Source organism: Streptomyces fractus (genome assembly GCF_049844455.1).
In the GTDB taxonomy this organism is placed as follows: domain Bacteria; phylum Actinomycetota; class Actinomycetes; order Streptomycetales; family Streptomycetaceae; genus Streptomyces; species Streptomyces fractus.
Genome location: NZ_JBMYHI010000002.1, coordinates 6,684,755 through 6,708,064, shown reverse-complemented (window position 1 = coordinate 6,708,064; position 23,310 = coordinate 6,684,755). Strand labels below are relative to the sequence as shown.

Annotated in this window: 21 protein-coding genes and 1 riboswitch; of the genes, 12 read left to right on the top strand and 9 right to left on the bottom strand. The window is 72.3% G+C overall.

What is annotated here, in order from left to right:
• Window positions 1-77: 77 nt before the first annotated feature.
• The 3 genes from ACP4E5_RS32330 to ACP4E5_RS32320 are packed head-to-tail and all read left to right on the top strand — an operon-like array spanning window position 78 to window position 4,944.
• Window positions 78-1,121: an AAA family ATPase gene (locus tag ACP4E5_RS32330; RefSeq protein ID WP_425834890.1), complete on the top strand. Its 1,044-nt coding sequence runs from the start codon at window positions 78-80 to the stop codon at window positions 1,119-1,121.
• Window positions 1,121-2,551, top strand: a complete 1,431-nt coding sequence (locus ACP4E5_RS32325; protein ID WP_425834888.1) for a DUF58 domain-containing protein — start codon at window positions 1,121-1,123, stop codon at window positions 2,549-2,551. The genes ACP4E5_RS32330 and ACP4E5_RS32325 overlap by 1 nt, the downstream gene beginning before the upstream one ends.
• Complete coding sequence (locus tag ACP4E5_RS32320; RefSeq protein WP_425834886.1) at window positions 2,548-4,944, top strand: transglutaminase TgpA family protein; 2,397 nt, start codon at window positions 2,548-2,550, stop codon at window positions 4,942-4,944. The genes ACP4E5_RS32325 and ACP4E5_RS32320 overlap by 4 nt, the downstream gene beginning before the upstream one ends.
• A 126-nt stretch (window positions 4,945-5,070) precedes the next feature.
• On the opposite strand, the gene ACP4E5_RS32315 is transcribed toward ACP4E5_RS32320, so the two are convergent.
• The 3 genes from ACP4E5_RS32315 to ACP4E5_RS32305 form a co-directional block, all read right to left on the bottom strand.
• Window positions 5,071-5,487, bottom strand: coding sequence for a DUF3040 domain-containing protein (locus ACP4E5_RS32315; protein WP_425834884.1), 417 nt, complete (start codon window positions 5,485-5,487; stop codon window positions 5,071-5,073).
• A 283-nt stretch (window positions 5,488-5,770) separates the two neighbouring features.
• Window positions 5,771-6,583: a class I SAM-dependent methyltransferase gene (locus tag ACP4E5_RS32310; RefSeq protein ID WP_425834882.1), complete on the bottom strand. Its 813-nt coding sequence runs from the start codon at window positions 6,581-6,583 to the stop codon at window positions 5,771-5,773.
• 117 nt (window positions 6,584-6,700) lie between these two features.
• Window positions 6,701-7,261: an SAV_6107 family HEPN domain-containing protein gene (locus ACP4E5_RS32305; RefSeq protein ID WP_425834880.1), complete on the bottom strand. Its 561-nt coding sequence runs from the start codon at window positions 7,259-7,261 to the stop codon at window positions 6,701-6,703.
• A gap of 161 nt (window positions 7,262-7,422) precedes the next feature.
• Between ACP4E5_RS32305 and ACP4E5_RS32300 the strand changes: the two genes are divergently transcribed.
• The 4 genes from ACP4E5_RS32300 to ACP4E5_RS32285 all read left to right on the top strand — a co-directional run bounded on the left by ACP4E5_RS32300 (window position 7,423) and on the right by ACP4E5_RS32285 (window position 12,901).
• Window positions 7,423-8,229, top strand: coding sequence for an ATP-binding cassette domain-containing protein (locus ACP4E5_RS32300; RefSeq protein WP_425834878.1), 807 nt, complete (start codon window positions 7,423-7,425; stop codon window positions 8,227-8,229).
• Window positions 8,201-10,285, top strand: a complete 2,085-nt coding sequence (locus ACP4E5_RS32295) for a YhgE/Pip family protein (RefSeq protein ID WP_425834876.1) — start codon at window positions 8,201-8,203, stop codon at window positions 10,283-10,285. Before ACP4E5_RS32300 ends, ACP4E5_RS32295 begins: the two co-directional genes overlap by 29 nt.
• 35 nt (window positions 10,286-10,320) lie before the next feature.
• Window positions 10,321-10,947 carry a TetR/AcrR family transcriptional regulator gene (locus tag ACP4E5_RS32290; protein WP_425834874.1) on the top strand — a complete coding sequence of 209 codons (627 nt, stop codon included), beginning with the start codon at window positions 10,321-10,323 and terminating at the stop codon, window positions 10,945-10,947.
• 457 nt (window positions 10,948-11,404) lie between these two features.
• Complete coding sequence (locus ACP4E5_RS32285; RefSeq protein WP_425834872.1) at window positions 11,405-12,901, top strand: phytoene desaturase family protein; 1,497 nt, start codon at window positions 11,405-11,407, stop codon at window positions 12,899-12,901.
• A 126-nt stretch (window positions 12,902-13,027) separates the two neighbouring features.
• Here ACP4E5_RS32285 and ACP4E5_RS32280 read toward each other — a convergent pair whose 3' ends face one another.
• The 6 genes from ACP4E5_RS32280 to ACP4E5_RS32255 form a co-directional block, all read right to left on the bottom strand.
• Window positions 13,028-13,888: a hypothetical protein gene (locus ACP4E5_RS32280; RefSeq protein WP_425834870.1), complete on the bottom strand. Its 861-nt coding sequence runs from the start codon at window positions 13,886-13,888 to the stop codon at window positions 13,028-13,030.
• Window positions 13,889-13,933: 45 nt separating this feature from the next.
• The gene (metF, locus tag ACP4E5_RS32275; RefSeq protein WP_425834868.1) at window positions 13,934-14,854 is read right to left on the bottom strand and encodes a methylenetetrahydrofolate reductase [NAD(P)H]; all 921 of its coding nucleotides are present in this window, start codon (window positions 14,852-14,854) and stop codon (window positions 13,934-13,936) included.
• Window positions 14,855-14,961: 107 nt separating this feature from the next.
• A complete protein-coding gene (thiE, locus tag ACP4E5_RS32270) occupies window positions 14,962-15,618 on the bottom strand; it encodes a thiamine phosphate synthase (protein ID WP_425834866.1) in 657 nt (218 codons plus the stop codon).
• Window positions 15,619-15,698: 80 nt separating this feature from the next.
• Window positions 15,699-16,064, bottom strand: coding sequence for an Rv2175c family DNA-binding protein (locus ACP4E5_RS32265; RefSeq protein WP_389280736.1), 366 nt, complete (start codon window positions 16,062-16,064; stop codon window positions 15,699-15,701).
• A 116-nt stretch (window positions 16,065-16,180) separates the two neighbouring features.
• Entirely contained in the window at window positions 16,181-17,413 is a 1,233-nt protein-coding gene (locus ACP4E5_RS32260; RefSeq protein WP_425834863.1) for an NAD(P)/FAD-dependent oxidoreductase, read from the bottom strand.
• A 119-nt stretch (window positions 17,414-17,532) separates the two neighbouring features.
• A complete protein-coding gene (locus ACP4E5_RS32255) occupies window positions 17,533-17,880 on the bottom strand; it encodes an avidin-fold protein (RefSeq protein WP_425834861.1) in 348 nt (115 codons plus the stop codon).
• 52 nt (window positions 17,881-17,932) lie between these two features.
• A riboswitch (TPP riboswitch) is annotated at window positions 17,933-18,046 on the top strand.
• Between ACP4E5_RS32255 and thiO the strand changes: the two genes are divergently transcribed.
• The 5 genes from thiO (at window position 18,044) to ACP4E5_RS32230 (ending at window position 23,267) form a co-directional block, all read left to right on the top strand.
• Entirely contained in the window at window positions 18,044-19,231 is a 1,188-nt protein-coding gene (gene thiO / locus ACP4E5_RS32250; protein ID WP_425834859.1) for a glycine oxidase ThiO, read from the top strand. (Overlaps the previous riboswitch by 3 nt.)
• Entirely contained in the window at window positions 19,228-19,428 is a 201-nt protein-coding gene (gene thiS, locus ACP4E5_RS32245) for a sulfur carrier protein ThiS (RefSeq protein WP_425834857.1), read from the top strand. Before thiO ends, thiS begins: the two co-directional genes overlap by 4 nt.
• A gap of 7 nt (window positions 19,429-19,435) precedes the next feature.
• Complete coding sequence (locus tag ACP4E5_RS32240; protein ID WP_425834855.1) at window positions 19,436-20,230, top strand: thiazole synthase; 795 nt, start codon at window positions 19,436-19,438, stop codon at window positions 20,228-20,230.
• A gap of 169 nt (window positions 20,231-20,399) precedes the next feature.
• Window positions 20,400-22,355, top strand: a complete 1,956-nt coding sequence (pknB, locus tag ACP4E5_RS32235; RefSeq protein ID WP_425834853.1) for a Stk1 family PASTA domain-containing Ser/Thr kinase — start codon at window positions 20,400-20,402, stop codon at window positions 22,353-22,355.
• Between the two features lie 48 nt (window positions 22,356-22,403).
• On the top strand, window positions 22,404-23,267 hold the full coding sequence (locus ACP4E5_RS32230) for a deoxyribonuclease IV (protein ID WP_425834851.1): 864 nt from the start codon (window positions 22,404-22,406) through the stop codon (window positions 23,265-23,267).
• Window positions 23,268-23,310: the final 43 nt, after the last annotated feature.

The window sequence follows — 23,310 nt, the reverse complement described above, 5'->3', positions numbered from 1 at the left end:
GCGCTGTCCGTGTATCGGGGTGGGCCGGTTCGCGTCGTAGCGCGTCGGCCCGGAAAGTACGGGCCGAGGAGGGCCGGGTGACGACCTATGACGATCGAGCGAGCCTCACTGATCTGACCACCACCGCGGAACGCGTGCGGGGGTCGGTGGAGGCTGTGATCGAGGGCAAGCCGGAGGTCGTACGGCTCTCGCTGACCGTGCTGCTCGCCGAGGGACATCTGCTCATCGAGGATGTTCCGGGTGTCGGCAAGACGATGCTGGCCAAGGCGCTCGCGCGGTCCATCGACTGCTCGGTGCGCCGCATCCAGTTCACTCCCGACCTGCTGCCATCGGACATCACCGGTGTGTCCATCTGGGACCAGCAGCGTCGGGAGTTCGAGTTCAAGCCGGGCGCCGTCTTCGCGCAGATCGTGATCGGGGACGAGATCAACCGTGCGTCCCCGAAGACCCAGTCCGCGCTCCTCGAGTCCCTGGAGGAGCACCAGGTCACCATCGACGGCAAGACGTACGAACTGCCCACCCCCTTCATGGTGGTGGCCACGCAGAACCCGGTCGAGATGGAGGGCACCTACCCGCTCCCCGAGGCCCAGCGCGACCGCTTCATGGCCCGCGTCTCCATCGGCTATCCGAGCCCGGAGGCCGAGCTTCAGATGCTGGACGTCCACGGCGGCGTGAACCCGCTGGACGACCTGCAGCCGGTGGCGCACGCGCACGAGATCGTGAAGCTCATCGACGCCGTGCGCACGGTCCATGTAGCCGACGCTGTACGGCGCTACGCGGTGGACCTGGTCGCCGCCACGCGCACCCACCCCGACCTCAGACTCGGCGCGTCCCCGCGCGCGACGCTGCACCTGCTGCGCGCGGCGAAGGCGGCCGCGGCCCTCAGCGGCCGCGAGTACGCGCTGCCCGACGACATCCAGGCGCTGGCCGTGGCGGTCCTGGCGCACCGTCTGCTGCCCACCGCCCAGGCCCAGTTGAACCGGCGCACCGCCGAGCAGGTCGTCCTCGACATCCTGCAGCGCACCCCGGTCCCGGCCGCCGAACCCCGCGCCGCGCAGCCCTACGACTCGACGACGCCCCCGCTGTACGGCCAGCAGCCGCCCGGTCCGCGGAGGCTGTGATGACACCGGGGGGACACACGGGGCACTACGCGCCGGATCCGGGGGGCGGATTCACGGACGACGACGCGGGAAGGAACGTCGGCGACAAGAGCGGTCTGCGCACCGCCCTCGCCGGACTCACCACGCGCGGCCGTTCGTTCCTGGCCGCCGGCATCGCGGCGGGGATCTGCGCGTACGTCCTCGGGCAGAGCGATCTGCTCCGGGTCGGCCTGCTGCTCGCGGCCCTGCCGCTGGTGTGCGCGGGCGTCCTGTACCGCACCCGCTACCGGGTCGCGGGCAGCCGCCGGCTCTCCCCCGCGCGCGTACCCGCGGGTTCCGAGGCACGCGTGCACCTGCGCATGGACAACATCTCCCGGCTGCCGACCGGCCTGCTGATGCTCCAGGACCGGGTGCCGTACGTGCTCGGGCCGCGGCCCCGGTTCGTCCTCGACCGGGTCGAGGCGGGCGGCCGCCGCGAGGTGTCCTACCGGGTCCGCTCCGACCTGCGCGGCCGCTATCCGCTGGGGCCGCTGCAGCTGCGCCTCACGGACCCCTTCGGCATGTGCGAACTGACCCGGTCCTTCTCGACGTACGACAGCCTGACGGTGATCCCGCGCGTGGACGCGCTGCCTCCGGTGCGTCTCACCGGTGAGGCGAAGGGGTACGGGGACGGGCGGCAGCGCTCGCTCGCGCTGGCCGGCGAGGACGACGTGATCCCGCGCGGCTACCGGTACGGAGACGACCTGCGCCGCGTCCACTGGCGGCTGACCGCGCGCTACGGCGAGCTGATGGTGCGCCGCGAGGAGCAGCCGCAGCGCTCCCGCTGCACCGTGCTGCTCGACACGCGCGCGCCCGCCTTCCAGGGCGCCGGGCCCGACTCGGCCTTCGAGTGGGCGGTGTCCGGCGCGGCCTCCGTCCTGGTGCACATGCTCGAACGCGGCTTCTCCGTCCGCCTGTTGACCGACACGGGCAACGCGGTACCCGGCGAGGGCACCGACGGCTTCGCGGGCACCAGCCAGGAGTCGGCGGACGCGGCGGGCCTGATGATGGACACGCTCGCCGTCGTCGACCACTCCGACGGCGGCACGCTCTCCGCCGCGTACGACGTGCTGCGCGGCGGCAACGAAGGACTTCTGGTCGCCTTCTTCGGCGACCTCGACGAGGAGCAGGCCTCCGTCGTCGCCAAGATGCGCCGCCGCAGTGGTGGCGCGCTCGCCTTCGTCCTGGACAGCGGCTCCTGGACCCAGGGGCCCGGGTCGCCGGTTTCGGAGCGCTGCACCGAGCGGCTGCGGATGCTGCGGGAAGCGGGATGGACCGCGGTGGCCGTGCCGCACGGCGCGTCCCTCGCGGACCTCTGGCGGCAGGCGGACAGGGAGCGTACGGGGCTGTCCGCGCCGGCCGGCGCCGCGGATTCCCTGGATACCCGGAACACCTCAGGGGGTTGGTCATGAGCGGCGGCGCCCGCCTGTCGATCTGCGCCACGCTGGCCACGTTCCTGGCCTCGTGCGCGCTGCTCCCGCTGGTCGACCGGTCCACGTGGCTGATACAGATCGCGATCCTGCTGGTGATCCAGGCCGCGGTGGGCGCGTTCGCCCGCCGGGTGCCGCTCGCCCGCCCGCTGACGGTGGCGGCGCAGGCCCTGGTGTCGCTGCTGCTGCTCACCGTCCTCTTCGCCCGCGACCAGGCGATCGCCGCGTTCCTGCCGGGCCCCGAGGCCTTCCGGCACTTCGGCCTGCTGCTCCAGGTGGGCGGCGAGGACGTGGGCCGGTACGCCATACCGGCGCCGCTGACCGACGGCATCCGGCTGATGCTGGTGGGCGGCGCGCTGGTGATCGGTCTTTTCGTGGACGTCCTCGCGGTGACGTTCCGCAGCGCGGCCCCGGCGGGGCTGCCGCTGCTCGCCCTGTACTCGGTCGCCGCGGGGCTCTCCGTGGGCGGCGCGGACTGGCTGTGGTTCCTGCTCGCGGCCGGCGGCTATCTCCTGCTGCTGCTCGCGGAGGGGCGCGACCGGCTCTCCCAGTGGGGCCGGGTGTTCGGGGGTGCCGGGCGGGCGCCCGGCGCGTCCACGCCCGTGCTGGAGGGCGCGCACGGGGCCCTCGCCCCGGTCCGTACGGGCCGCCGGATCGGCGCTGTCGCCCTGGGGCTCGCCCTGGTGGTGCCGCTCGCCCTGCCCACCCTGGACGGCGGGCTCCTCGGCGCGTCCGGCAGCGGGGTGCGCGGCGGGACCGGAGGCGGCGGCACGATCTCCGCGGTCAACCCGCTGGTCTCGCTGCAGAACAGCCTGAACCAGCCGGAGGACCGGGAGGTGATGTCCTACCGGACGGACACGGACCAGGCGTCCGACATGTATCTGCGGATCGTGGCGCTCGACGAGTTCGACGGCACGACCTGGCGCCCCTCGGTCCGCAGCATCGACGACGTGCCGTCCACGCTGCCCGATCCGCCGGGTCTGGGCGCCGACGTACGCAGGACCCAGGTGCGGACGAAGATCTCCGCGGCCGACTGGTACGCGCAGGACTGGCTGCCGATGCCGTATCCGGCGACGCGGGTGGGGATCGACGGGCGCTGGCGGTTCGAGCGGGTCGGCCGGACCCTGGTGGGCGACCACGGGCAGACCACGCGCGGGAAGACGTACACCGTCGACAGCCTGATCGTGCGGCCGACGCCGCAGCAGCTCGCCGCCGCGGGAGCGCCGCCCGGGGGCATGGTCCGCGAGTTCACCAAGGTGCCGGCCTCGCTGCCGAACGTGGTCCGCACGACGGCCCTCAAGGTCACCGAGGGCGCGTCGAACAACTACGAGCGTGCGGTGAAGCTGCAGGACTACTTCGCGGTCAGCGGCGGCTTCACGTACAACACGGAGGTGCGGGCCGGCAGCGGTTCCGCGGCGATAGCCCGGTTCCTGAAGCAGAAGGAGGGCTTCTGCGTCCACTTCTCCTTCTCGATGGCCGCCATGGCCCGCACGCTCGGCATTCCGGCCCGCGTCGCGGTCGGCTTCACTCCGGGCGTTCCCTCGGGCGAGGGCAAGTACTCGGTGGGCCTGCGCGACGCGCACGCGTGGCCCGAGCTGTACTTCGAGGGCGTCGGCTGGACCCGCTTCGAGCCCACGCCGAACCGCGGCACGACCCCGGACTACACGGTGGAGAACAGCCCCGACGGCAGCCCCAGCAACCCGGCGGCGCCCAGCGAGTCCGCCTCCACCGCGCCCACGGCCCCGGAGCCCTCGACGTCCCAGAGCTGCTCCTTGGCCCAACGCAAGGACGGAAGCTGCGGCAGCGCCGCCCCCGCCGTCGTGGGCGGCTCGCCGGGCGACGGTCCGCCGGTCGGCACGATCACTGTGGTGTCCCTGATCGCGCTGCTGATCCTCGTGGTGCCGCTTCTGCCGATGCTGTGGCGCAGGCGGGTCCGTGCGGTGCGGCTCGGCTCTGCGGGGCGCACGGACGCCGATGCCGTCGGGCGCACCCTGGCGGCCTGGCGGGAGGTCACGGACACGGCGTGGGACCACGGCATCGCGCCGGACGACTCGCAGACGCCGCGGACGGCGGCGGCACGCATCGTCCGGATCGGCGAACTCGAGCCCGACGCGGCCGACAGCGTGCACCGGGTGGCCGCCGCCGTGGAGCAGGTGCTGTACGCGCCGCGGCCCCGGCCCGCTTCGGGTCTGGGCGAGGACGTCCGCCGCCTGCACGACGATCTGCACGCGAAATCGAGCCGGTCGACCCGGCTCCGGGCGACGTTCGCACCCCGCTCGGCCGTCCGGGTGGTGTGGGCGGCGGCGCGACGCTGGGAGGCGTTCACGCTGGGCGTGCGCGGCCGGTTCACACGGCCCGCGCGACAGGGAAGCTGAGCTGAGATTACGCGCGAAGGCTGAGATTACGCGCAAAGGGTGACCGCGTGATGCGGTCACCCTTTGCGGATGTCTTCGTATGGGTCGTAGTCGGCGATGCGGGGCGGGCGGCTTGCCGCCCGCTGCTCAGCGGCCGCCCTGCTCGTCCCGGCGGCGCTGCCAGCGCTGCTCGATGCGGTCCATCATGGAGCGCTTCTGCTTGCCCTGCCGTCGGGGCGCCGACGCGCCCGGCACGGCTCCGGCCGCTCCTGCCGCCTGCTGCTCCCCCGGTTTGGGGGCCTTGCGCCAGCCGGTGACGGCGAGCACCGCACATCCCAGCATGACGAGGAACCCCACCACGCTGATCCAGATCTGCTGCGCGACCATTCCTGCCATGAGGAGCGCGATACCCACCAGGAAGCCCACGACTGCCTGGTAGACCCGACGTCGGGTGTATGTACGCAGCCCGCTTCCCTCAAGCGCTGTCGCGAACTTGGGATCTTCGGCGTACAGCGCTCGCTCCATCTGCTCGAGCATGCGCTGCTCGTGCTCCGAGAGCGGCACGGAGTCCTCCTCATCGTGCAGTCGCCGGGGCGACCGGGGGTCCCCTTCAGGATAGGCAGGGAATCGCCCCCGTGAAACCCGCCCCTCTACGCCAACTTCGCCATTGCCGACCGCGACACGGCGTCCCGGCTCACAGGGCGACATGCCCCGCAGGCCGACCCGTCATGCCGGACCGTCTTCTCAGATCATACGGCGCCGAGCGTCCGATCGGGGGGCCTGTGGCGTACTCCATCAAACGCTGCGCCGCTGATCAGCGGCGGCTCCCGGCCGCCGGTCGGCCGGGTCAGCCCTCTTCGGCCACTCGCTTCTCACCGAGCACGTGCAGTTGCGTGGCCACGGCGTGGAAGGCGGGGAGCTCGGCGGCGGCCGCCTCGAGCTTCAGCAGTTCCCGCTGCGCGCTCGGCTCGGTGTCCACGAGGACGCCCGGGACGAGGTCCGCGAAGACCCGCACACCGTGCACCGCGCCGACGTCCACTCCGGCCCCGCCGACGAGCTCCTTGAGCTGCTCGGCCGTGAAGCGGCGCGGCACCGGGTCGCCCTCGCCCCAGCGTCCCGCCGGGTCGTCGAGCGCCTGCCTGGCCTCCTTGAAGTGTCCCGCGAGGGCGCGCGCGATGACGGCGCCGCCGAGGCCCGCGGCGAGCAGGCTGAGCACGCCGCCGGGGCGCAGCGCGCCCACCGCGTTGCGCACGCCTTCCGCCGGTTCCTCCACGTACTCGAGGACGCCGTGGCACAGGACCGCGTCGTAGCCGCCGCGCTCGACGACGTCGAACAGGCCCGAGACGTCGCCCTGGACGCCGCGCACCCGGTCGGCGACGCCGGCCTCCGCCGCCCGGCGCTCCAGGGCGAACAGCGCGTTCGGGCTGGGGTCGACGACGGTGACGCGGTGGCCCAGCTGGGCGACCGGCACCGCGAAGTTGCCGCTGCCGCCGCCGGTGTCGAGTACATCGAGTACCCCGTGGGCCTCGCTGCCCGCCGACTTGGCGCGCCGGTCGAGGGCGTCCTTGAGGACGTCCCAGACGACGGCGGTACGGAGGGAGGCGCGGGGCCGCGAGGAGTCAGAGCGCGGTGACGTGGTTCGAGGGTGGTGATCCGACACGGCAGGTGACTCCTCGGGGCGGCTCCGACCGGCGGCGGAGCAAGTACAGGTTCGGGCGCCTCCACCCTAATGGGCGCGGCCCCGCGCCCATGCCATCCGTGCGCGGGGCCCCGCGCGCTACCCGGCGTCCTGCACCGTCCTCCTGCTCGTGCGCCCGTCGTCCTCCTGTCGGGGCTGGGGCAGCACCGGCTGCAGCACGAGCGCGCGCTCGACCAGGCGCAGGAACATCGCCACGTCACGCAGCAGGTCGTCGGCGTCGCGTGCGGTCGCCGCGTCGCGTATCCCCGCCTCCGCGCGGGCGCGCTTGGTGGCGCCCGAGGCGAACAGGGCGCTCCACTCCGTCAGCTCGGGGGCTATCTCGGGGAGCACCTCCCACGCGCTGCGTATCTTGGCGCGGCGCCTGGGCGTGGGCTCGGGCCTGCCGCGGGCCGCGAGCACGGCGGCGGCGGTGCGCAGCGCGGCGAGGTGGGCCGTGGCGTACCGCTCGTTCGCCGTCTCGAGCACGGACGCCTCGTCGAGTCCGGCGCGGGCCTGGGCGAGCAGGTCGAGGGCGGCGGGCGGGGCGCCGGCCCGGCGGAGCACCGGGTGGATGTCGCTCGCCGGTCCGGTGGGTGAGGGGGCAGGGCCGGTGGCGCCGCGGCGGGTGGCAGCTGCGGTAGGTGCCTTGTGTCCAGCCATGACGAACCTCCTGTCGTCTGTGTGACGGCACTGTGGCCGTATGTGCCCATCGTGGGGTACGCCACTGACAATCGGCCCTGACCAGGCATTTTGCTTCGATCGGAAGTTCGGGCTAGCTTTTGCACTGACCAGTCAGTTCAAAGAGGTACCCAGGGGGGACCATGGACGGCCCGGCAAGCGGGGCGACGAACCCGGACAGCGCGGACGAGCACGGGGAGACGGTCGGAGCCTCGGTGGCCGCCACGGACTTCGGCCTGAAGGGGCCGCGGGGCTGGGCCTTCCGTGGCATCGACGTCGACGCGGCGGCGGGTTCGCTCGTCGCCGTGGAGGGCCCCTCCGGCAGCGGGCGCACCTGCCTGCTGCTCGCGCTGACCGGGCGGATGAAGCCGAGCGAGGGGACGGCGCGGGTCGGCGGGATGCGGCTGCCGAAGCAGCTGACCGCCGTACGCAGGATGAGCGCGCTCGCGCACGTGCCCGGCGTGACGGAGCTCGATCCCGCCCTGACCGTGGCCGAGCACCTGCGGGAACAGGCGCTCCTTCAGCGGAGGTTCGACGGAACGCTCCGCGGGCTGCTGCGCACGCCCGCCGAGCGGCGGGCCGAGGCGAGCCTGCGCATCGACGCCGCGCTCGCCGCCGCGGGGCTCGACACCGAGACCCTGCCGAAGGGCTCCCGCACCTCCGTGCGCGACCTGGAGCGCCTCGAGGCCCTGCGCCTGTCCCTGGCGCTCGCGCTCATCGGCCGCCCGCGCCTGATCGGCGTCGACGACACCGACCTGAAGCTCGCGGACGCCGAACGGGCCGAGATCTGGGCCCAGTTGCGGGCCATCGCCGACGCGGGCACGACGGTCGTCGCCGTGTGCAGCGAGGCGCCCGAAGGGGCGGTCGTCGTGTCGACCGCCCCGGCGAACACCACGAACGACACCGCGAAGGAGACGGCCGATGCGCTCGCCGAAGCTCGCCGCGCTTGAACTCAGGCGCTTCGGCAGGGGAAAGCTGCCGCGCGCGGCACTCGTCGCGCTCCTCCTGCTGCCGCTGCTCTACGGGGCGCTGTACCTGTGGTCCTTCTGGGACCCGTACGGAAAGCTCGACAAGATCCCGGTGGCACTCGTCAACGACGACAAGGGCGCGACGGCCGCAGGGCAGAAGGTCAGCGCGGGCGACGACATCACCAAGGGCCTGTACGACAGCGACACCTTCCAGTGGCACGAGGTCAGCTCGGCGCAGGCGCAGAAGGGCGTGGAGGACGGCACGTACTACCTGTCGCTGACCATGCCGGAGGACTTCAGCAAGCGCATCGCGTCGAGTTCCGGTGACTCGCCCGAGACCGGCGCCCTCCAGGTGCGCACGAACGACGCGAACAACTACATCGTCGGGCAGATCTCCCGGACGGTCTTCTCCGAGGTGCGCTCCGCGGCCTCCGCCAACGCGTCGCGCTCGTTCCTCGACAAGATCTTCGTGTCCTTCTCGGACATCCATGACGCGACGAAGAAGGCGGCCAAGGGCGCCGACCAGCTCGAGGGCGGCATCGGCAAGGCCAAGAAGGGCTCCAAGGACCTGGCCGACGGCCTGAAGGACGCCAAGAAGGGCAGCGGCGACCTGGAGAGCGGCCTGACGAAGCTCACCAGCGGGGCCGGTGACCTGGAGTCGGGGTCCCGACAGGTCGCCGACGGCACGCAGTTGCTCGCCGACAAGGTGAACGGCGCGGCCGACCAGGTGCGCCCCTTCCTGAAGGGCAACAAGAAGGCGATCGCCGACACGGCGCGCCTCGTCGCCGACTCCGCGCAGGGCGTCCGGCACAACCTGGACGACCTGGTGAAGATCGCCCCCACCGCGCGTACGGGCGCACACGCGGGGTCCGACGCCCTGGACGCCGTCTACGAAAGGCGCTGCGAGAAGGCGGTGATCGACGACCCGGCCTGCCCCGACCTGAAGAAGGCGAAGACGGCGGCGAACGACGTCGCCACGATCTCCGACGACCTGAACAGGCTCATCCAGGACGAGCACGGCAACCTCGGCCAGATGGACAGCCACCTGGCGATGCTCCAGAAGCAGTCCGAGAACCTGGCCGCGCACGCCCCCACGCTCGACCAGGACGTCGAGAGCGCGGTCGCCCAGATCAACAAGCTCAACGACGGGGCGGGCCAGGTCGCCGCGGGCGCCGAGAAGCTGCACACGGGGCTCGGCACGGCGCAGAGCGGGTCGACCGAACTCAACAGCGGGGTCGGCCGGTTGACGACCGGCGCGGACGACCTGAACGGCGGCATGTTCCAGCTGGCCGACGGCTCGGGCAAGCTCGCCGGCGGACTGCACGACGGCGTGCAGAAGATCCCCGACTACGACAAGAAGGACCGCGACCAGCGCACCGGGGTGATGGCCGACCCCGTCCAGCTGGCCTCCCAGTCGCTGCACAAGGCGCCCAACTACGGGACGGGCTTCGCGCCCTACTTCATCCCGCTCTCCCTGTGGGTGGGCGCGATGGTCGCCTACATGCTGATCCAGCCGATGAACCGGCGCGCCCTCGCGGCCGGCTCCTCGTCCTGGCGGGTGGCGTTCGCGGGCTGGCTGCCGGTGGCCGCGCTCGGGTTCCTTCAGGTGGCGGCCCTGATGTCCGTACTGCACTGGGCCCTCGGGCTCGAGATGCTGCACGCGGCGGGGACGGTCGGCTTCCTGTGCCTGGTCACGGCGTGCTTCGCGGCGATCGTGCAGTGGCTGAACGCGCGCTTCGGTGCGGCGGGCCGCATCCTCGTACTGGCCTTCCTGATGCTGCAGTTGACGTCGGCGGGCGGCACGTATCCCGTGCAGACGAGCCCCGGCTTCTTCAACGCGCTCCACCCGTTCCTGCCGATGAGTTACGTCGTGGAGGCCCTGCGGCGACTGATCTCCGGCGGCGGGCTCGGGCCCGTGTGGCAGGCGTGCGTGGTGCTGACTGCGTTCACGGTGGGCGCGCTCGCCCTCACCGCGTGGACGGCCCGGCGCAAGCAGGTGTGGACGCTGGACCGGCTGCACCCGGAGCTGAGCCTGTGAGCGCGCCCACAATGGCTCCTGTGAGAATCAAGGGCATGGAAAGCAGCACACGGCGCCAGGCCACCCGGCAGAAGCTCTACGAGGCGGCGGTCACGCTCATCGCGGAACAGGGCTTCTCCGCGACCACGGTCGACGAGATCGCCGAGCGGGCCGGGGTCGCGAAGGGCACGGTCTACTACAACTTCGCCAGCAAGTCGGTCCTCTTCGAGGAGCTGCTGCGGCACGGCGTCGGGCTCCTCACCGCCTCCCTCCGGGAGGCGGCACAGAAGACGGACGAGAACGGCGGCAGCAAGGTCGACGCCCTGGACGCGATGATCCGGTCGGGTCTCGGGTTCATCGAGCACTACCCGGCCTTCACCCAGCTCTTCGTGGCCGAGCTGTGGCGCACCAACCGTGCCTGGCAGTCCACGCTCGCCGTGGTCCGCCAGGAGGCGGTGGCCGTGGTCGAGGAGGTCCTGCGGGCCGCGGTCGCGGACGGCGAGCTGAGCGCGGAGATCGACGTGCCGCTCACGGCGGCGGCCCTCGTGGGCATGGTTCTCGTGGCCGCCCTGGACTGGCAGGCGTTCCAGCCCGAGCGCTCGCTGGACGATGTGCACGGCGCGCTGTCGCTGCTGCTCCAGGGGCGGGTGGGCGGCGGACAGCCGCTGACGGGCAAGGCCTGAGAGACAGCGGCCGGGCCGGACAGGCCCCGCCGGGTCGGCGCAAATGAAGCGCCGGTCCGGCGGGGCCTGTGGTCGTTCTCAGGCCTCACCGGACCGGCGCATCCCCCGTGGATCCCCGTTTCCCCCGTGGATCCCCCGTTGGACCCCCGTTCGGTCTCCCCCAGGGTCCCCCGTCCTCACTCCCGCCCTCGCGGGCGAGAGGAGCGGCAAGAGGCACTCGATCCGTTCCGCCGCCCCGTGTCGGCGGTGCCGCATCCGTGCCCCTCTCCGTGCCCTCCACTCTTCCGTCTGCGCAGGTCGCGACCCATCCGCGTACCTACTCATCTCCCCGACTAGGTACGGATACTCAGGCGTGCGTGCTCAGACCCAGGCGGACTCCGTGCCCGCACTCAGCGGCCGGCCGCGCCGCCGCGACCTGGCGGCGGTGTTGTCAGTGGTGGCGGATAAGGTCCCTGGCATGGCACGAATTGCGGTGATCGGCGCGGGGATGGGCGCCATGGCGGCCGCCGCTCGGCTGGCCGTCGCGGGCCACCGACCGGTGGTGTTCGAGCGCGCGTCGACGTACGGCGGGTCGCTGGGCCGCCTCGAGCGCGAGGGCTTCGCGTTCGACACAGGGCCGGGGCTGCTCCATCTGCCCGCGGTCCACCGGGACTTGTTCATCAAGACCGGCAAGGAGCCGCTGGAGGACCTCGTCGGCCTCACCCAGATCGAGCCCGCCGTACGGCACGTCTTCGCGGACGGCACGACGACGGACCTGCCGAACGCGCGGCGGGCGGGCGTCGCCGAGGCCCTCGACGCGGCGATCGGTTCGGGCGCGGGCGGGCGCTGGTCGGCGTTCATGAACCGCGCGCGGGAGGCCTGGGACCGCTCGCGGCGCCCGCTGCTCGAAGAGCCGCTGTGGCCGAACTGGCAAGTGCTGGCCGACCGCGAGCCGTACCCCGCGGTCGTGCACAAGCGGGTTCTGCGCAAGGACCGCGCCGCGTCGACGCTCGCCGAGGTCGGCGCGCTCGAGCTGGGCGGGGAGCCGCGCCTGGTGGCCCTCCTCGAGCAGTACGCGCTGGCGTCCGGCCTCGATCCCCGTACGGCCCCCGCGAGCGCGGCCGTGCTGCCGTACATGGAGCAGACGTTCGGGACGTGGGCGGTGGCCGGCGGGATGCGGGCCCTCGCGGACGCCGTGCACGCGCGCTGCCTGAAGCGGAAGGTCGAGTTCAGATACGGCTCGGCCGTCACCCGGATCGTGGAGAAGGACGGGCGCGCGGCCGGCGTGGAGCTGGCCGACGGCACGGTGGAGGAAGCGGAGTTCGTGGTCGCGGGCGTCGCTCCGGGCGTGCTCGGCGGGCTCCTTCCGGGGCGGCCCGTGCGCGCGGAGGGGCCGGCCCAGCGCGAGTCGGCGTGGCCGAGCCGGCTGACCGTGCACCTCGCGCTGCGCGGGGCCCGGCCGCAGGACACCCCGCACCGCACGGTGGTGCACGCGGCGGACCGGGACGCCGAGTTGGCCTGGCTCTTCGAGGGCGGCGCCGCCCCTTCGAGACCGACGGTGGCGGTGCTGCGCACCGGTGACGCGGCGGCGGTGCCGGACGCGGAGCACGAAGCGGTGACCCTCACGGTGACCGTTCCGGCGCACGCGCGCGTGGGCGAGGCCGATGTGGAGCGGGTCCTCGCTGCGGCCGAGCGTGCGGTGCCCGGGCTGCGCGAGCGGCTGCTGTGGCACGAGGTGCGCACCCCGCAGGACATCGCCGACGCCACCGGGGCCGAGGGCGGCGCCGTGCCCGCGCCCGCGCTCGCGGCGGCGCGCGGCGAGCTGCTGCACGCGTCGAACACCACTGCCCTGCCGGGCCTGTTGACGGTGGGCGGCTGGTCCCATCCGGGCGGCGGCCTGCCGCACGCGGGCATGTCCGGGGCGCTGGTGGCGGGCCTGATCGTGGAGGGACCGGGCTTCCAGGGCTCCCAGTGAGCCGCAGGGCGCCCGCGTGAACCGCGGTGGACCGCACTGAGCCCCGAGCGCCTCAGCTGCTCGGGGCTCCGCGTTTCGGTACTGGTCCGTCCGGTTACCTGGTCCGGCCCGGTTACCTGATTGGTGTCAGTACCTGTACTGCTGCTCGTTGTACCCGTTGTTGTCGTACCCGGTGTTCGGGTCGTGCTGCGGGTACGCCGGGTACTGCTGCTCGGGCGGCAGTTCGCCGCCGTAGTTCTGCTGCTCGTCGCCGGCGCGCTGCTGTGGCACCCAGACGCCGCCGGGGGGCGTCTCCCCGCCGTAGCCCGCGGCCGTCGCGTACGGGTCGGCATAGCCCTGCCCGGTGGCGTACGGGTCGCCGTACTGGGGCTGCGCCGGGTAGGTCTGCGTCCCGATGTACGGGTCCGAGTACGGGGCGGCGTACGGCTGCTGAGTCGGGTCGTAGCCGTAGCCCTGCTGGTCGTAGCCGTAGGACCCGGCGTCGTAGCCGTAGTCCTGCATGCCGGCCTGGGCAGTCTGGGCGTACGCCGTGTCCTGGTAGACGCCGTACTGGCTGGTGTCGTCGGGCATCGGCTCGGGGGCGTACACCGCCGTGCTCTCGACCGCCGGCTCGGGGACCGGCGCGTACTCCTGCGGCGCCGGCTCGTACTCCAGGTCCGAGACCTGGAGCGTCGGCTCCTGGTGCGGTTCCTTCTCGGAGCGCCCCTCCCGGTCCATGCCGGGAACACCCGGTACGCCCTTGAGGGACCAGCCCGCCGCGAAGCCGCGGCGGAACGACAGCGTGACGTATGTCTGCCCGATCGCGAACGCGATGGCCCCGGCCCCGATGACGTACACCGAAGGCATCAGGACACCGATCACGACTCCGAGGAAGCCGCCGAAGGCGAGCAGCCGCCAGCGCAGCCGTGCCTTGTTCTGCAGCAGGACCTCACCGAGGAGCCACAGTGCCACCAGTCCGAACGCGACATAGAGGACCGCCCAGCCCATGTACGCCCCTCTCGTACGGCCGTAGCCCTTGTGGGTACGGCGAAATCAGCCCCGCTCGTGGTGCAGGCCCAGGTTCTCGTAGATCTCCAGCGATGCCGTGGAGTTGTTGAGCGTAATGAAGTGCAGACCCGGCACTCCCTCGTCAAGCAGCTTGGCGCAAAACTCCGTAGCGAACTCGATGCCAATGGAGCGTACAGCGGCGGGATCGTCTTTCGCTGTGAGGATTCGCTCTTTCAACACCGGGGGGATGTCCGCGTTGCTCAACTTGGGCAGGCGTTCGAGCATGCGCACGCTCGTCACCGGCATGAGTTCCGGGATGATCGGCGTCTCGCAGCCGGCCGCGGCGACCTTGTCGCGCAGCCGCAGATACTCCTCCGGATGGAAGAACATCTGCGTGATCGCGTAATCGGCGCCGGCCCTGCACTTGTCGACGAAGTGCCGCACGTCGGAGTCCCAGTCCGGCGAGCGCGGGTGCATCGCGGGGAATGCGGCGACGCCCACGCAGAAGTCACCGGACTCCTTGATCAATTCAACGAGTTCGGCCGCGTACGTGAGGCCTTCGGGGTGCGAGACCCACTCGCCCATGGGGTCGCCGGGCGGGTCACCGCGCACCGCGAGCATGTTCCGGATCCCGGCGTCGGCGTACTGGCCGATGATGTTGCGCAGTTCGGCGACCGAATGTTCGACGGCGGTGATATGGGCCACCGGCGTCAGCGTCGTATCAGCGACGATCTGCTGGGTCTCCTTGACGGTGCCCGCGCGCGTGGAGCCGCCCGCGCCGTACGTCACGGAGACGAAGTCGGGCGAGACCGCCTCGACCCTGCGCAGGGCGTTCCACAGGTTGCGCTCGCCCTTCGGGGTCTTCGGCGCGGAGAACTCGAACGAGAAAGCCGTCTTTCCGGGCGCGAGCATGTCGCGCACGGTGCGGGCACGATCAGTCCTGGTGGAAGCGGTACCTAGGGCCATACGGGCAGGTTACTGACGGATATCCAAAGCCCCTAATTCCCGTCCACCTTGCGGACAGGCGGGCAGGACGGCCGTTACCGGCTGTTTCCTGTGCCGCCGCGCGTGATTCACGCGGTGCGCAGGCGCTTCGCGAACTCGGCTGCCGCGGCGGCCGGATCGTCGGCCTCCGTGATGGCCCGGACGACGACGGCCCGGCGGGCGCCGGCCTCCAGCACCTCGTCCAGGTTCGTCAGGTCGATGCCGCCGATCGCGAACCAGGGGCGGTCCGTGTCCAGGCCCGCCGTGTAGCGCACCAGGTCGAGGCCGGGGGCGTGGCGGCCGGGCTTGGTGGGGGTCGGCCAGCACGGGCCCGTGCAGAAGTAGTCCACGCCCTGCTGGACGGCGGCCGCGGCGGCCTCGTCCTCGGCGTGCGTGGAGCGGCCGATGAGCACGTCCTCGCCGAGGACTACGCGGGCCGCGGGGACCGGCAGATCGCCCTGGCCGAGGTGCAGCACGTCCGAGCGGGTCGCGTGGGCGACGTCCGCGCGGTCGTTGACCGCGAACAGCTTGCCGTGGCGGCGGGCCGCGTCGGCGAACACCTGGAGGTGCTCCAGCTCCTCGCCGGCCTCCATGCCCTTGTCGCGCAGCTGCACGATGTCGACACCATTCAAGGGGTCGGCCAGCACCGCGTCGAGGAACTCCGGCAGATCGCCCTGGCGCTTGCGCGCGTCGGTGCACAGGTACAGCCGCGCGTCGGCGAGCAGCGCGCGCTTGGAGTCCGCCATGAAGTCCCCCCGTGGGTCGTGCGGTGTCGGTGGCGTGCGCACCACGCGGGTCGCGGTGCGCACGCCGGACGGTTGTCAGGTCAGACGGCGAGCGCCTGGGCGCGGCGCTTCACCTCCGTGCCGCGATTCTCGCTCAAGGCCTGCGCGGGCGTGCCCGGCAGGCTCGGGTCGGGGGTGAAGAGCCACTCCAGCATCTCTTCGTCGCTGAAGCCGTCGTCCCTCAGGACCGTCAGGAGGCCGACGAGCCCCTTGACGATCTTGTCGCCGTCGATGAAGGCGGCGGGCACGTGCAGTGCCCTGTTCTCACCGCGGCGCACGGCGATCAGCTGGCCTTCCTTGACCAGCTGCCGCACACGCGTCACCTCGACATCAAGCTGTTCCGCGATGTCGGGGAGGTTGAGCCAGGCAGGGACAAGAGCATCGATCTTTGCGTCAATCTCGGTCACAGGACAAGCCTGCCATCCCGGACTGACACTCGGAAGCCGGGCCGGTGCGGATGGGCCACGAATCCTCCCGTTTCACCCCTTCTGTCACGCCTGGGCGGGCGCACACCGCGGCGAACTCACGCCACCGCGGACTTCAGCGGGCGGGCCGGATCCGCGAGGAGCTCCGGGTCGAGCGCGGCCCCCGACTGGATGAGCTTGCGCCCCTGGGCCAGGTCACGCGGCTTGCCGACGGCGAGGACCGCCACCAGGGCGCCGTCGCGCAGCCAGCACACCGACCAGGCCGCGCCGGCGGGGTCGCCGCGCCACACCGTCGTGTCGGCGCCCTCGTGGTGCCCGGCGTACTGCACGAAGCGGCCGAACTGCTCGGACCAGAAGTAGGGCACCGGGTCGTACACCGCCGGTGTCTGGCCGACGATGTTCGCCGCCACCGTGCGCGGCCCCTGCAGCGCGTTGTCCCAGTGGTGGACCATGAGGCGCTCTCCGTAGCGCCCCGAGGGGAACGAGGAGCAGTCCCCCACCGCGTACACATCGGGAACGGACGTGCGCAGCCGCTCGTCCGCGAGGACCTCGCGGTGGGCGCCCAGCTCGATGCCGGAGCCGGCCAGCCAGCGCGTGGCGGGGCGGGCGCCGATGCCGACGACGACGGCTCCCGCGGGCAGCCGCGTGCCGTCGTCGAGGACCACGACGCCCGGCTCGATGCGCTCCACGCGCGCGTGGGTGCGCAGCTGGGCCCCCGCGTCGGCGTACCAGGTCGCCATGGGGGCGGCGATCTCGGCGGGCAGCGCCCCGGCCAGCGGCCGCTCGGCGGCTTCCACCACGGTGACCCGGCAGCCGGCCTCACGGGCCGCGGTGGCGAACTCGGCGCCGATCCAGCCGGCGCCCACGACCACCACGTCGTGCTGCTCGGCGAGGACGGGCCGCAGCCGCTCCGCATCGTCGAGCGTGCGCAGCAGGTGCACGCCGGGGGCGGAGTGCGCGCCCGGCAGCTGGACGGGCTCGGCGCCGGTCGCGACGACCAGCACGTCGTACGGGACCGGCCCTTCGGCCGTGTCGAGCTCGTGGTCGCCGGGCCGCAGCCCGGTCACCTCGCGGCCCAGTTCCAGGGAGACGCCGAGCGCCTCGAAGTCGACGTCGAAGGCCGAGCCCTCGGCCTTGCCGAGCAGCACCGCCTTGGACAGCGGCGGCCGGTCGTACGGCTGGTGGGGTTCCGCGCCGAGCAGCGTGACCGCGCCCGTGAAACCGTGTTCGCGCAGCGCGACCGCCGTCTGCACACCCGCCATGCCCGCGCCCACGATGACGACGTTCCGCTGCCCCGAAGGCGCTCCGCTCCCGCTCCGCTGCTCACTCACGGGATCAACCTTAGGCACCTGATCTTTCGTCAGTCAGCGATGCGGACCACTCCCGGGCCGTGACGTCCTGCACACACGTCAGCGGTTTAGCGATCAAGGGAAGGCCGGTGTTCCGGCGATCACGCCGGGCCGGGGAGCTGCTCGACCACGCTGGTCCCGCTGCCCTCCTGCGACTCCCACTCCCAGGTCTCGTCGAGGCGCACCCGGCCGTCCGGGAGCTCGGACACGGTCGAGACACAGTGCCCGGACGAGGTGGTCCCGTCGGTCTTCAGCTGCACATAGCGGAAGTCGAGCCGGTCGCCGGAGCGCGTGCCCACAAGGTGCCCCTCGACGACATCACCGCCTGCGTAGTCGGCCGAAACGCGGCCGTCCCGCTCCCGGTACGCGAAGCGGGTGCGCGTGCCCACCTGTCCCGGGGCCTGGTCGGCTACCGGGGACAGAACGAGACCGTCAAGAGAACGGGCCACGGGCTGGGACTCCCTTACTGGAGGTCACGGTGAACGGCTAGGGTGGCCAACGTAGAGCACTCGCGGGAGCCCGTACGCAGCGGGCTGAGAGGGAGGCTGGAGCGGCCTTCGACCGTACGAACCTGATCCGGGTCATACCGGCGAAGGGAGGGGCTTGACGCCCATGTCGTCGACGCCATCCGCACGTTCGCACCATTCGCACACCTGCGACGTCCTCGTCGTCGGTGGCGGCATCATCGGTCTCGTCACCGCCTGGCGGGCCGCGCAGCGCGGTCTGTCCGTCGCGGTCGCGGACCCCGAACCCGGCGGCGGGGCCGCCCAGGTGGCCGCCGGGATGCTGGCCGCCGTCACCGAACTCCACCACGGCGAGCAGACGTTGCTCGGCCTGAACCTCGCGTCCGCGCGCCGCTACCCGGACTTCGCGGCCGAGCTGTCCGAGGCCTCCGGGCAGGACCTCGGCTACCGCGCGTGCGGCACGCTCGCGGTCGCGCTCGACTCCGACGACCGCGCCCACCTGCGTGAACTGCACGCGCTGCAAACGAAGTCGGGGCTCGAATCCGAGTGGCTCTCGGGCCGCGACTGCCGCCGCCTCGAACCGATGCTCGCTCCGGGCGTGCGCGGCGGACTGCGCGTCGACGGGGACCACCAGATCGACCCGAGAAGACTCGCGAGCGCCCTCGTGACGGCCTGCGAGCGCGCCGGCGTGACCTTCCACCGGTCGTGGGCCGACAGGCTCTCTGTCGTCCGCGACCGGGCGCGCGGCGCGGTCCTCGCCGACGGCACCGAACTCGCCGCCGGCCAGGTGGTGCTGGCGGCCGGCAGCCGCGCCGGACAGCTCGCCGGTGTGCCGGACGCGGTGCTGCCGCCGGTGCGCCCCGTCAAGGGCCAGGTGCTGCGCCTGACGGTGCCCAAGCGGTACGCGCCCTTCCTCAGCCGGACGGTCCGGGCGGTCGTCCGCGGCGGCAACCTCTACATGGTGCCGCGCGTCAACGGCGAGCTCGTCGTGGGCGCGACCAGCGAGGAACTCGGCTGGGACACCACGGTCACCGCGGGAGGCGTCTACGAACTCCTGCGGGACGCCCACGAACTCGTCCCCGGCATCACCGAACTCCCGCTCACCGAGACCCGAGCTGGCCTGCGCCCCGGCTCCCCCGACAACGCGCCGCTCCTGGGCCCGACCGCCCTGCCCGGCCTCCTCCTCGCGACCGGGCACTTCCGCAACGGCGTGCTCCTGACGCCGATCACCGGCGACACCATGGCGCACGTCCTGACCACCGGCGAACTCCCGGAAGAGGCCCGCCCGTTCACGCCGATGCGCTTCGGCACCACCCTCGTGGAGCAGCCCGCATGAACGTCCATCTCAACGGCGAGCCGCGCACGGTGGCCGCGGGCACCACGCTCGACCTCCTGGTCACCACGCTCACCGCCGCGCCCAAGGGCGTCGCCGCCGCCCTCAACGAAACCGTCGTCCCCCGCACCCAATGGCCCGCCACGGCGCTCTCCGAAGGAGACCGCGTCGAGGTCCTCACGGCCGTACAAGGAGGCTGAACCGTCCATGGCCGACGACACTTTCGTCCTCGGGGGCGACCCGTACTCCTCGCGCCTGATCATGGGCACGGGCGGGGCGCCCAGCCTGGACGTCCTGGAGCGCTCCCTGGTGGCCTCCGGAACCGAACTCACCACCGTGGCGATGCGCCGCGTGGACGCGAGCGCGCACGGCTCGGTGCTGTCCGTCCTGGAGAAGCTGAACATCCGGGTGCTGCCGAACACGGCCGGCTGCTTCACCGCCGGAGAGGCCGTCCTGACGGCCCGCCTCGCGCGCGAGGCGCTCGGTACGAACCTGGTGAAGCTGGAGGTCATCGCCGACGAGCGCACCCTGCTGCCCGATCCGATCGAGCTGCTCGACGCGGCGGAGACGCTGGTGGACGACGGCTTCACGGTCCTGCCGTACACGAACGACGACCCCGTTGTGGCCCGCAAGCTGGAGGACGTCGGCTGCGCGGCGATCATGCCGCTCGGCTCCCCCATCGGCTCCGGGCTCGGCATCCGCAATCCGCACAACTTCCAGCTGATCATCGAGCACGCGCGCGTACCGGTGATCCTGGACGCGGGCGCGGGCACGGCGTCCGATGTGACGCTCGCCATGGAACTCGGCTGCGCGGGTGTGATGCTCGCCTCGGCGGTGACCCGCGCGCAGGAGCCCGTCCTCATGGCGGAGGGCATGCGGCACGCGGTGGAGGCGGGTCGCTTCGCGTATCGGGCGGGGCGCATCCCCAAGCGACATTTCGCGGAGGCGTCGTCGCCCACGGAGGGCCTTGCCGACCTGGATCCGGAGCGGCCGGCGTTCTGACACATCAAGCCCCTGCAGGGGGCACCTCCCAGCGTTAGCTGGGGGAGATTGAGCAGCGGGGTCCGGGGCGGAGCCCCGAGCCGTCAACCGGTCACAGCTGTGCTGCAGTACCGGCCCGGTCCAGCGACGCAGGACCGGGCTGTCGGTCACTCCTCGTAGACTCGCCTGCGTGGACACGACCCTTCAGGACCCGTTGCTCGGGCACGTGCTCGACGGCCGGTACCGCGTCGACGCACGCATCGCGGTCGGCGGGATGGCCACGGTCTACCGGGCCGTGGACACCCGCCTCGACCGCGTGCTCGCGCTCAAGGTGATGCACCCCTCGCTGGCCGCCGACGCCACGTTCGTGGACCGCTTCATCCGTGAGGCCAAGTCGGTGGCCCGCCTCTCGCACCCCAACGTCGTGGGGGTGTACGACCAGGGCACCGACGGCGCGTACGTGTATCTGGCGATGGAGTACGTCGCCGGCTGCACGCTGCGTGACGTGCTGCGCGACCGCGGAGCGCTGCGGCCCCGGGCCGCGCTCGACATCCTGGAGCCGGTCCTCGCCGCGCTCGGAGCGGCCCACCGCGCGGGCTTCGTGCACCGCGACATGAAGCCGGAGAACGTCCTGATAGGGGACGACGGCCGGGTCAAGGTGGCGGACTTCGGCCTCGTCCGCGCGGTCGACACGGTCACGAACACGACGGGCGCCGTCCTCGGCACGGTCTCGTACCTGGCGCCCGAGCAGATCGAGAACGGCACGGCGACGCCGAGCGTGGACGTCTACGCGTGCGGGGTCGTGCTCTACGAGATGCTCACCGGCGGCAAGCCGCACGCGGGCGAGTCCCCCGCCCAGATCCTCTACAAGCACCTCCACGAGGACGTGCCCCCGCCCTCGGCCGCGGTCCCCGGGCTCCCCTACGAGCTCGACGAACTGGTCGCGTCGGCGACGGCCCGCACCCCCGAGGTGCGCCCGCACGACGCCGTGGCGCTCCTCGCGCACGCCAGGGGCGCCCGGTCGACGCTCACGGACGCCCAGTTGGACGCGGCGCCGCCGCAGGCGCGCGACACGGAGCACGTGGGGGCCGACGACCGTACGAGCGTGATCCCGCGCGCGGTGGGCACGCCCGTACAGCTGCCGCTGCCCACGGACTCCGCGGACCAGGCGCGGCTCAACCGGACGAGCCGCCTGGAGATGCCGCCGGCCCCGCCGCCCGCGGCCCCCGGCGCGGCGCACGGCGGCGGTCGTGGTCGCGGCCCGCAGCGCCGCACGATCGCAATCCTCGTGGCGGTCCTGCTGGTCCTCGGTCTGGGCACCGGCGTCTGGTACATCAACTCGGGCCAGTTCACGAAGGTCCCGTCCGTCCTCAACCAGACGCAGGCGCAGGCCGAGAAGCGGCTGCGCGACGCGGGTCTGGAGACCGGCTCGGTCACGCGCGCGTACAGCGACACGTACAAGCGCGGCGCCGTCATGGACAGCGACCCGGGGTCAGGCGACCGCATCCGCAATGGCGGCACGGTGGACCTGACCGTGTCCAGGGGCTCGAAGACCGTGAAGGTTCCCGACCTCAGCGGCACCGCGCTGGACACGGCGAAGAGTGACCTCAGGAAGCGGGACCTCGAACCGGGCATGGTCACCAAGAAGTTCAGCGAGCAGATCGCCAAGGGCTCCGTGATCAGCACGGATCCCGGCGCGGGCGAGACCCGCAAGGCCGGTTCCGCCGTCGCCCTGGTCGTCTCCAAGGGCTCCCCCATCGACGTACCCGACGTCACGGGCGAGTCCGAGCAGGACGCCATCGCCGACCTCGAGGACGCGGGCCTGAAGGCCGAGATCTCCACGAAGCGGGTCAACTCGGAGGAGGACAAGGGCGCTGTCGCCCAGCAGTCCCCCGCCGAGGGCAAGCAGCTCGCCGAGGGCGACACGGTGACGCTGACGATCTCCAAGGGCCCCGTCATGGTCGAGGTCCCCGACGTCACGGGGATGAAGGTCGACGAGGCGAAGTCGCGGCTCAGCGCCGCCGGCCTGGAGGCGGAGGAGAACCGCGGGCTGCTCGGCCTGTTCGGCGACACCGTCAAGAGCCAGTCGGTGGAGGGCGGCGACAAGGCGCCCAAGGGCTCGACGGTCACGATCACCATCCGGTAGCGGCAGCCCGGCCCTGGGCGTTCGGACGCCCATGACACCCTGGGCCGGGTGAACAGCAGCATCCGCAACCCCATCGGCGGTCACGTCCCCGTGGCCGGCGGCCTCGCGAACGTAGGACTCTCCTACGCCCGTGACCTCAAGGCCGAAACCGTCCAGGTCTTCGTGGCCAACCCCCGCGGCTGGGCCACTCCGCCGGGAAACCCCCGCCAGGACGAGGACTTCCGCGCCCAGTGCGCCGCCGAGAACATCCCGGCGTACGTCCACGCCCCGTACCTGATCAACTTCGGTTCGCACACCGAGGCGACCGTCGACAGGTCCGTGGACTCCCTGCGTCACTCGCTGCGCCGGGCCCGCGCGATCGGCGCCCTCGGCGTCGTCGTGCACACCGGCTCCGCGACCGGCGGCCGGGAGCGCGAGGTCGCCCTCGCCCAGGTCCGCGAGCGCATGCTGCCACTGCTCGACGAGCTGACCCACGACGACGACCCGTTCCTGCTCCTGGAGTCGACCGCGGGCCAGGGCGCCTCCCTGTGCTCGCGCACCTGGGACTTCGGCCCGTATTTCGACGCCCTCGACCGCCACCCCAAGCTGGGCGTCTGCCTCGACACCTGCCACATCTTCGCGGCGGGCCACGACCTCACGGGCCCGGCCGGCATGAAGCAAACCCTCGACCTCCTCGTGGACACGGTCGGCGAGGGCCGCCTGAAGCTGATCCACGCCAACGACTCGAAGGACGTCGTGGGCGCCCACAAGGACCGACACGAGAACATCGGCACCGGCCACATCGGCGAGGAACCGTTCCGCGAGCTGATGACCCATCCCGCGACCGAGAACGTTCCCCTGGTCATCGAGACGCCCGGCGGCAAGGAAGGTCACGCGGCCGACGTCGCACGCCTCAAGGAACTTCGGATCTGAGGATCACAGAAGCCCGAGGAATACCCCTAGGGGGTATAGGGTT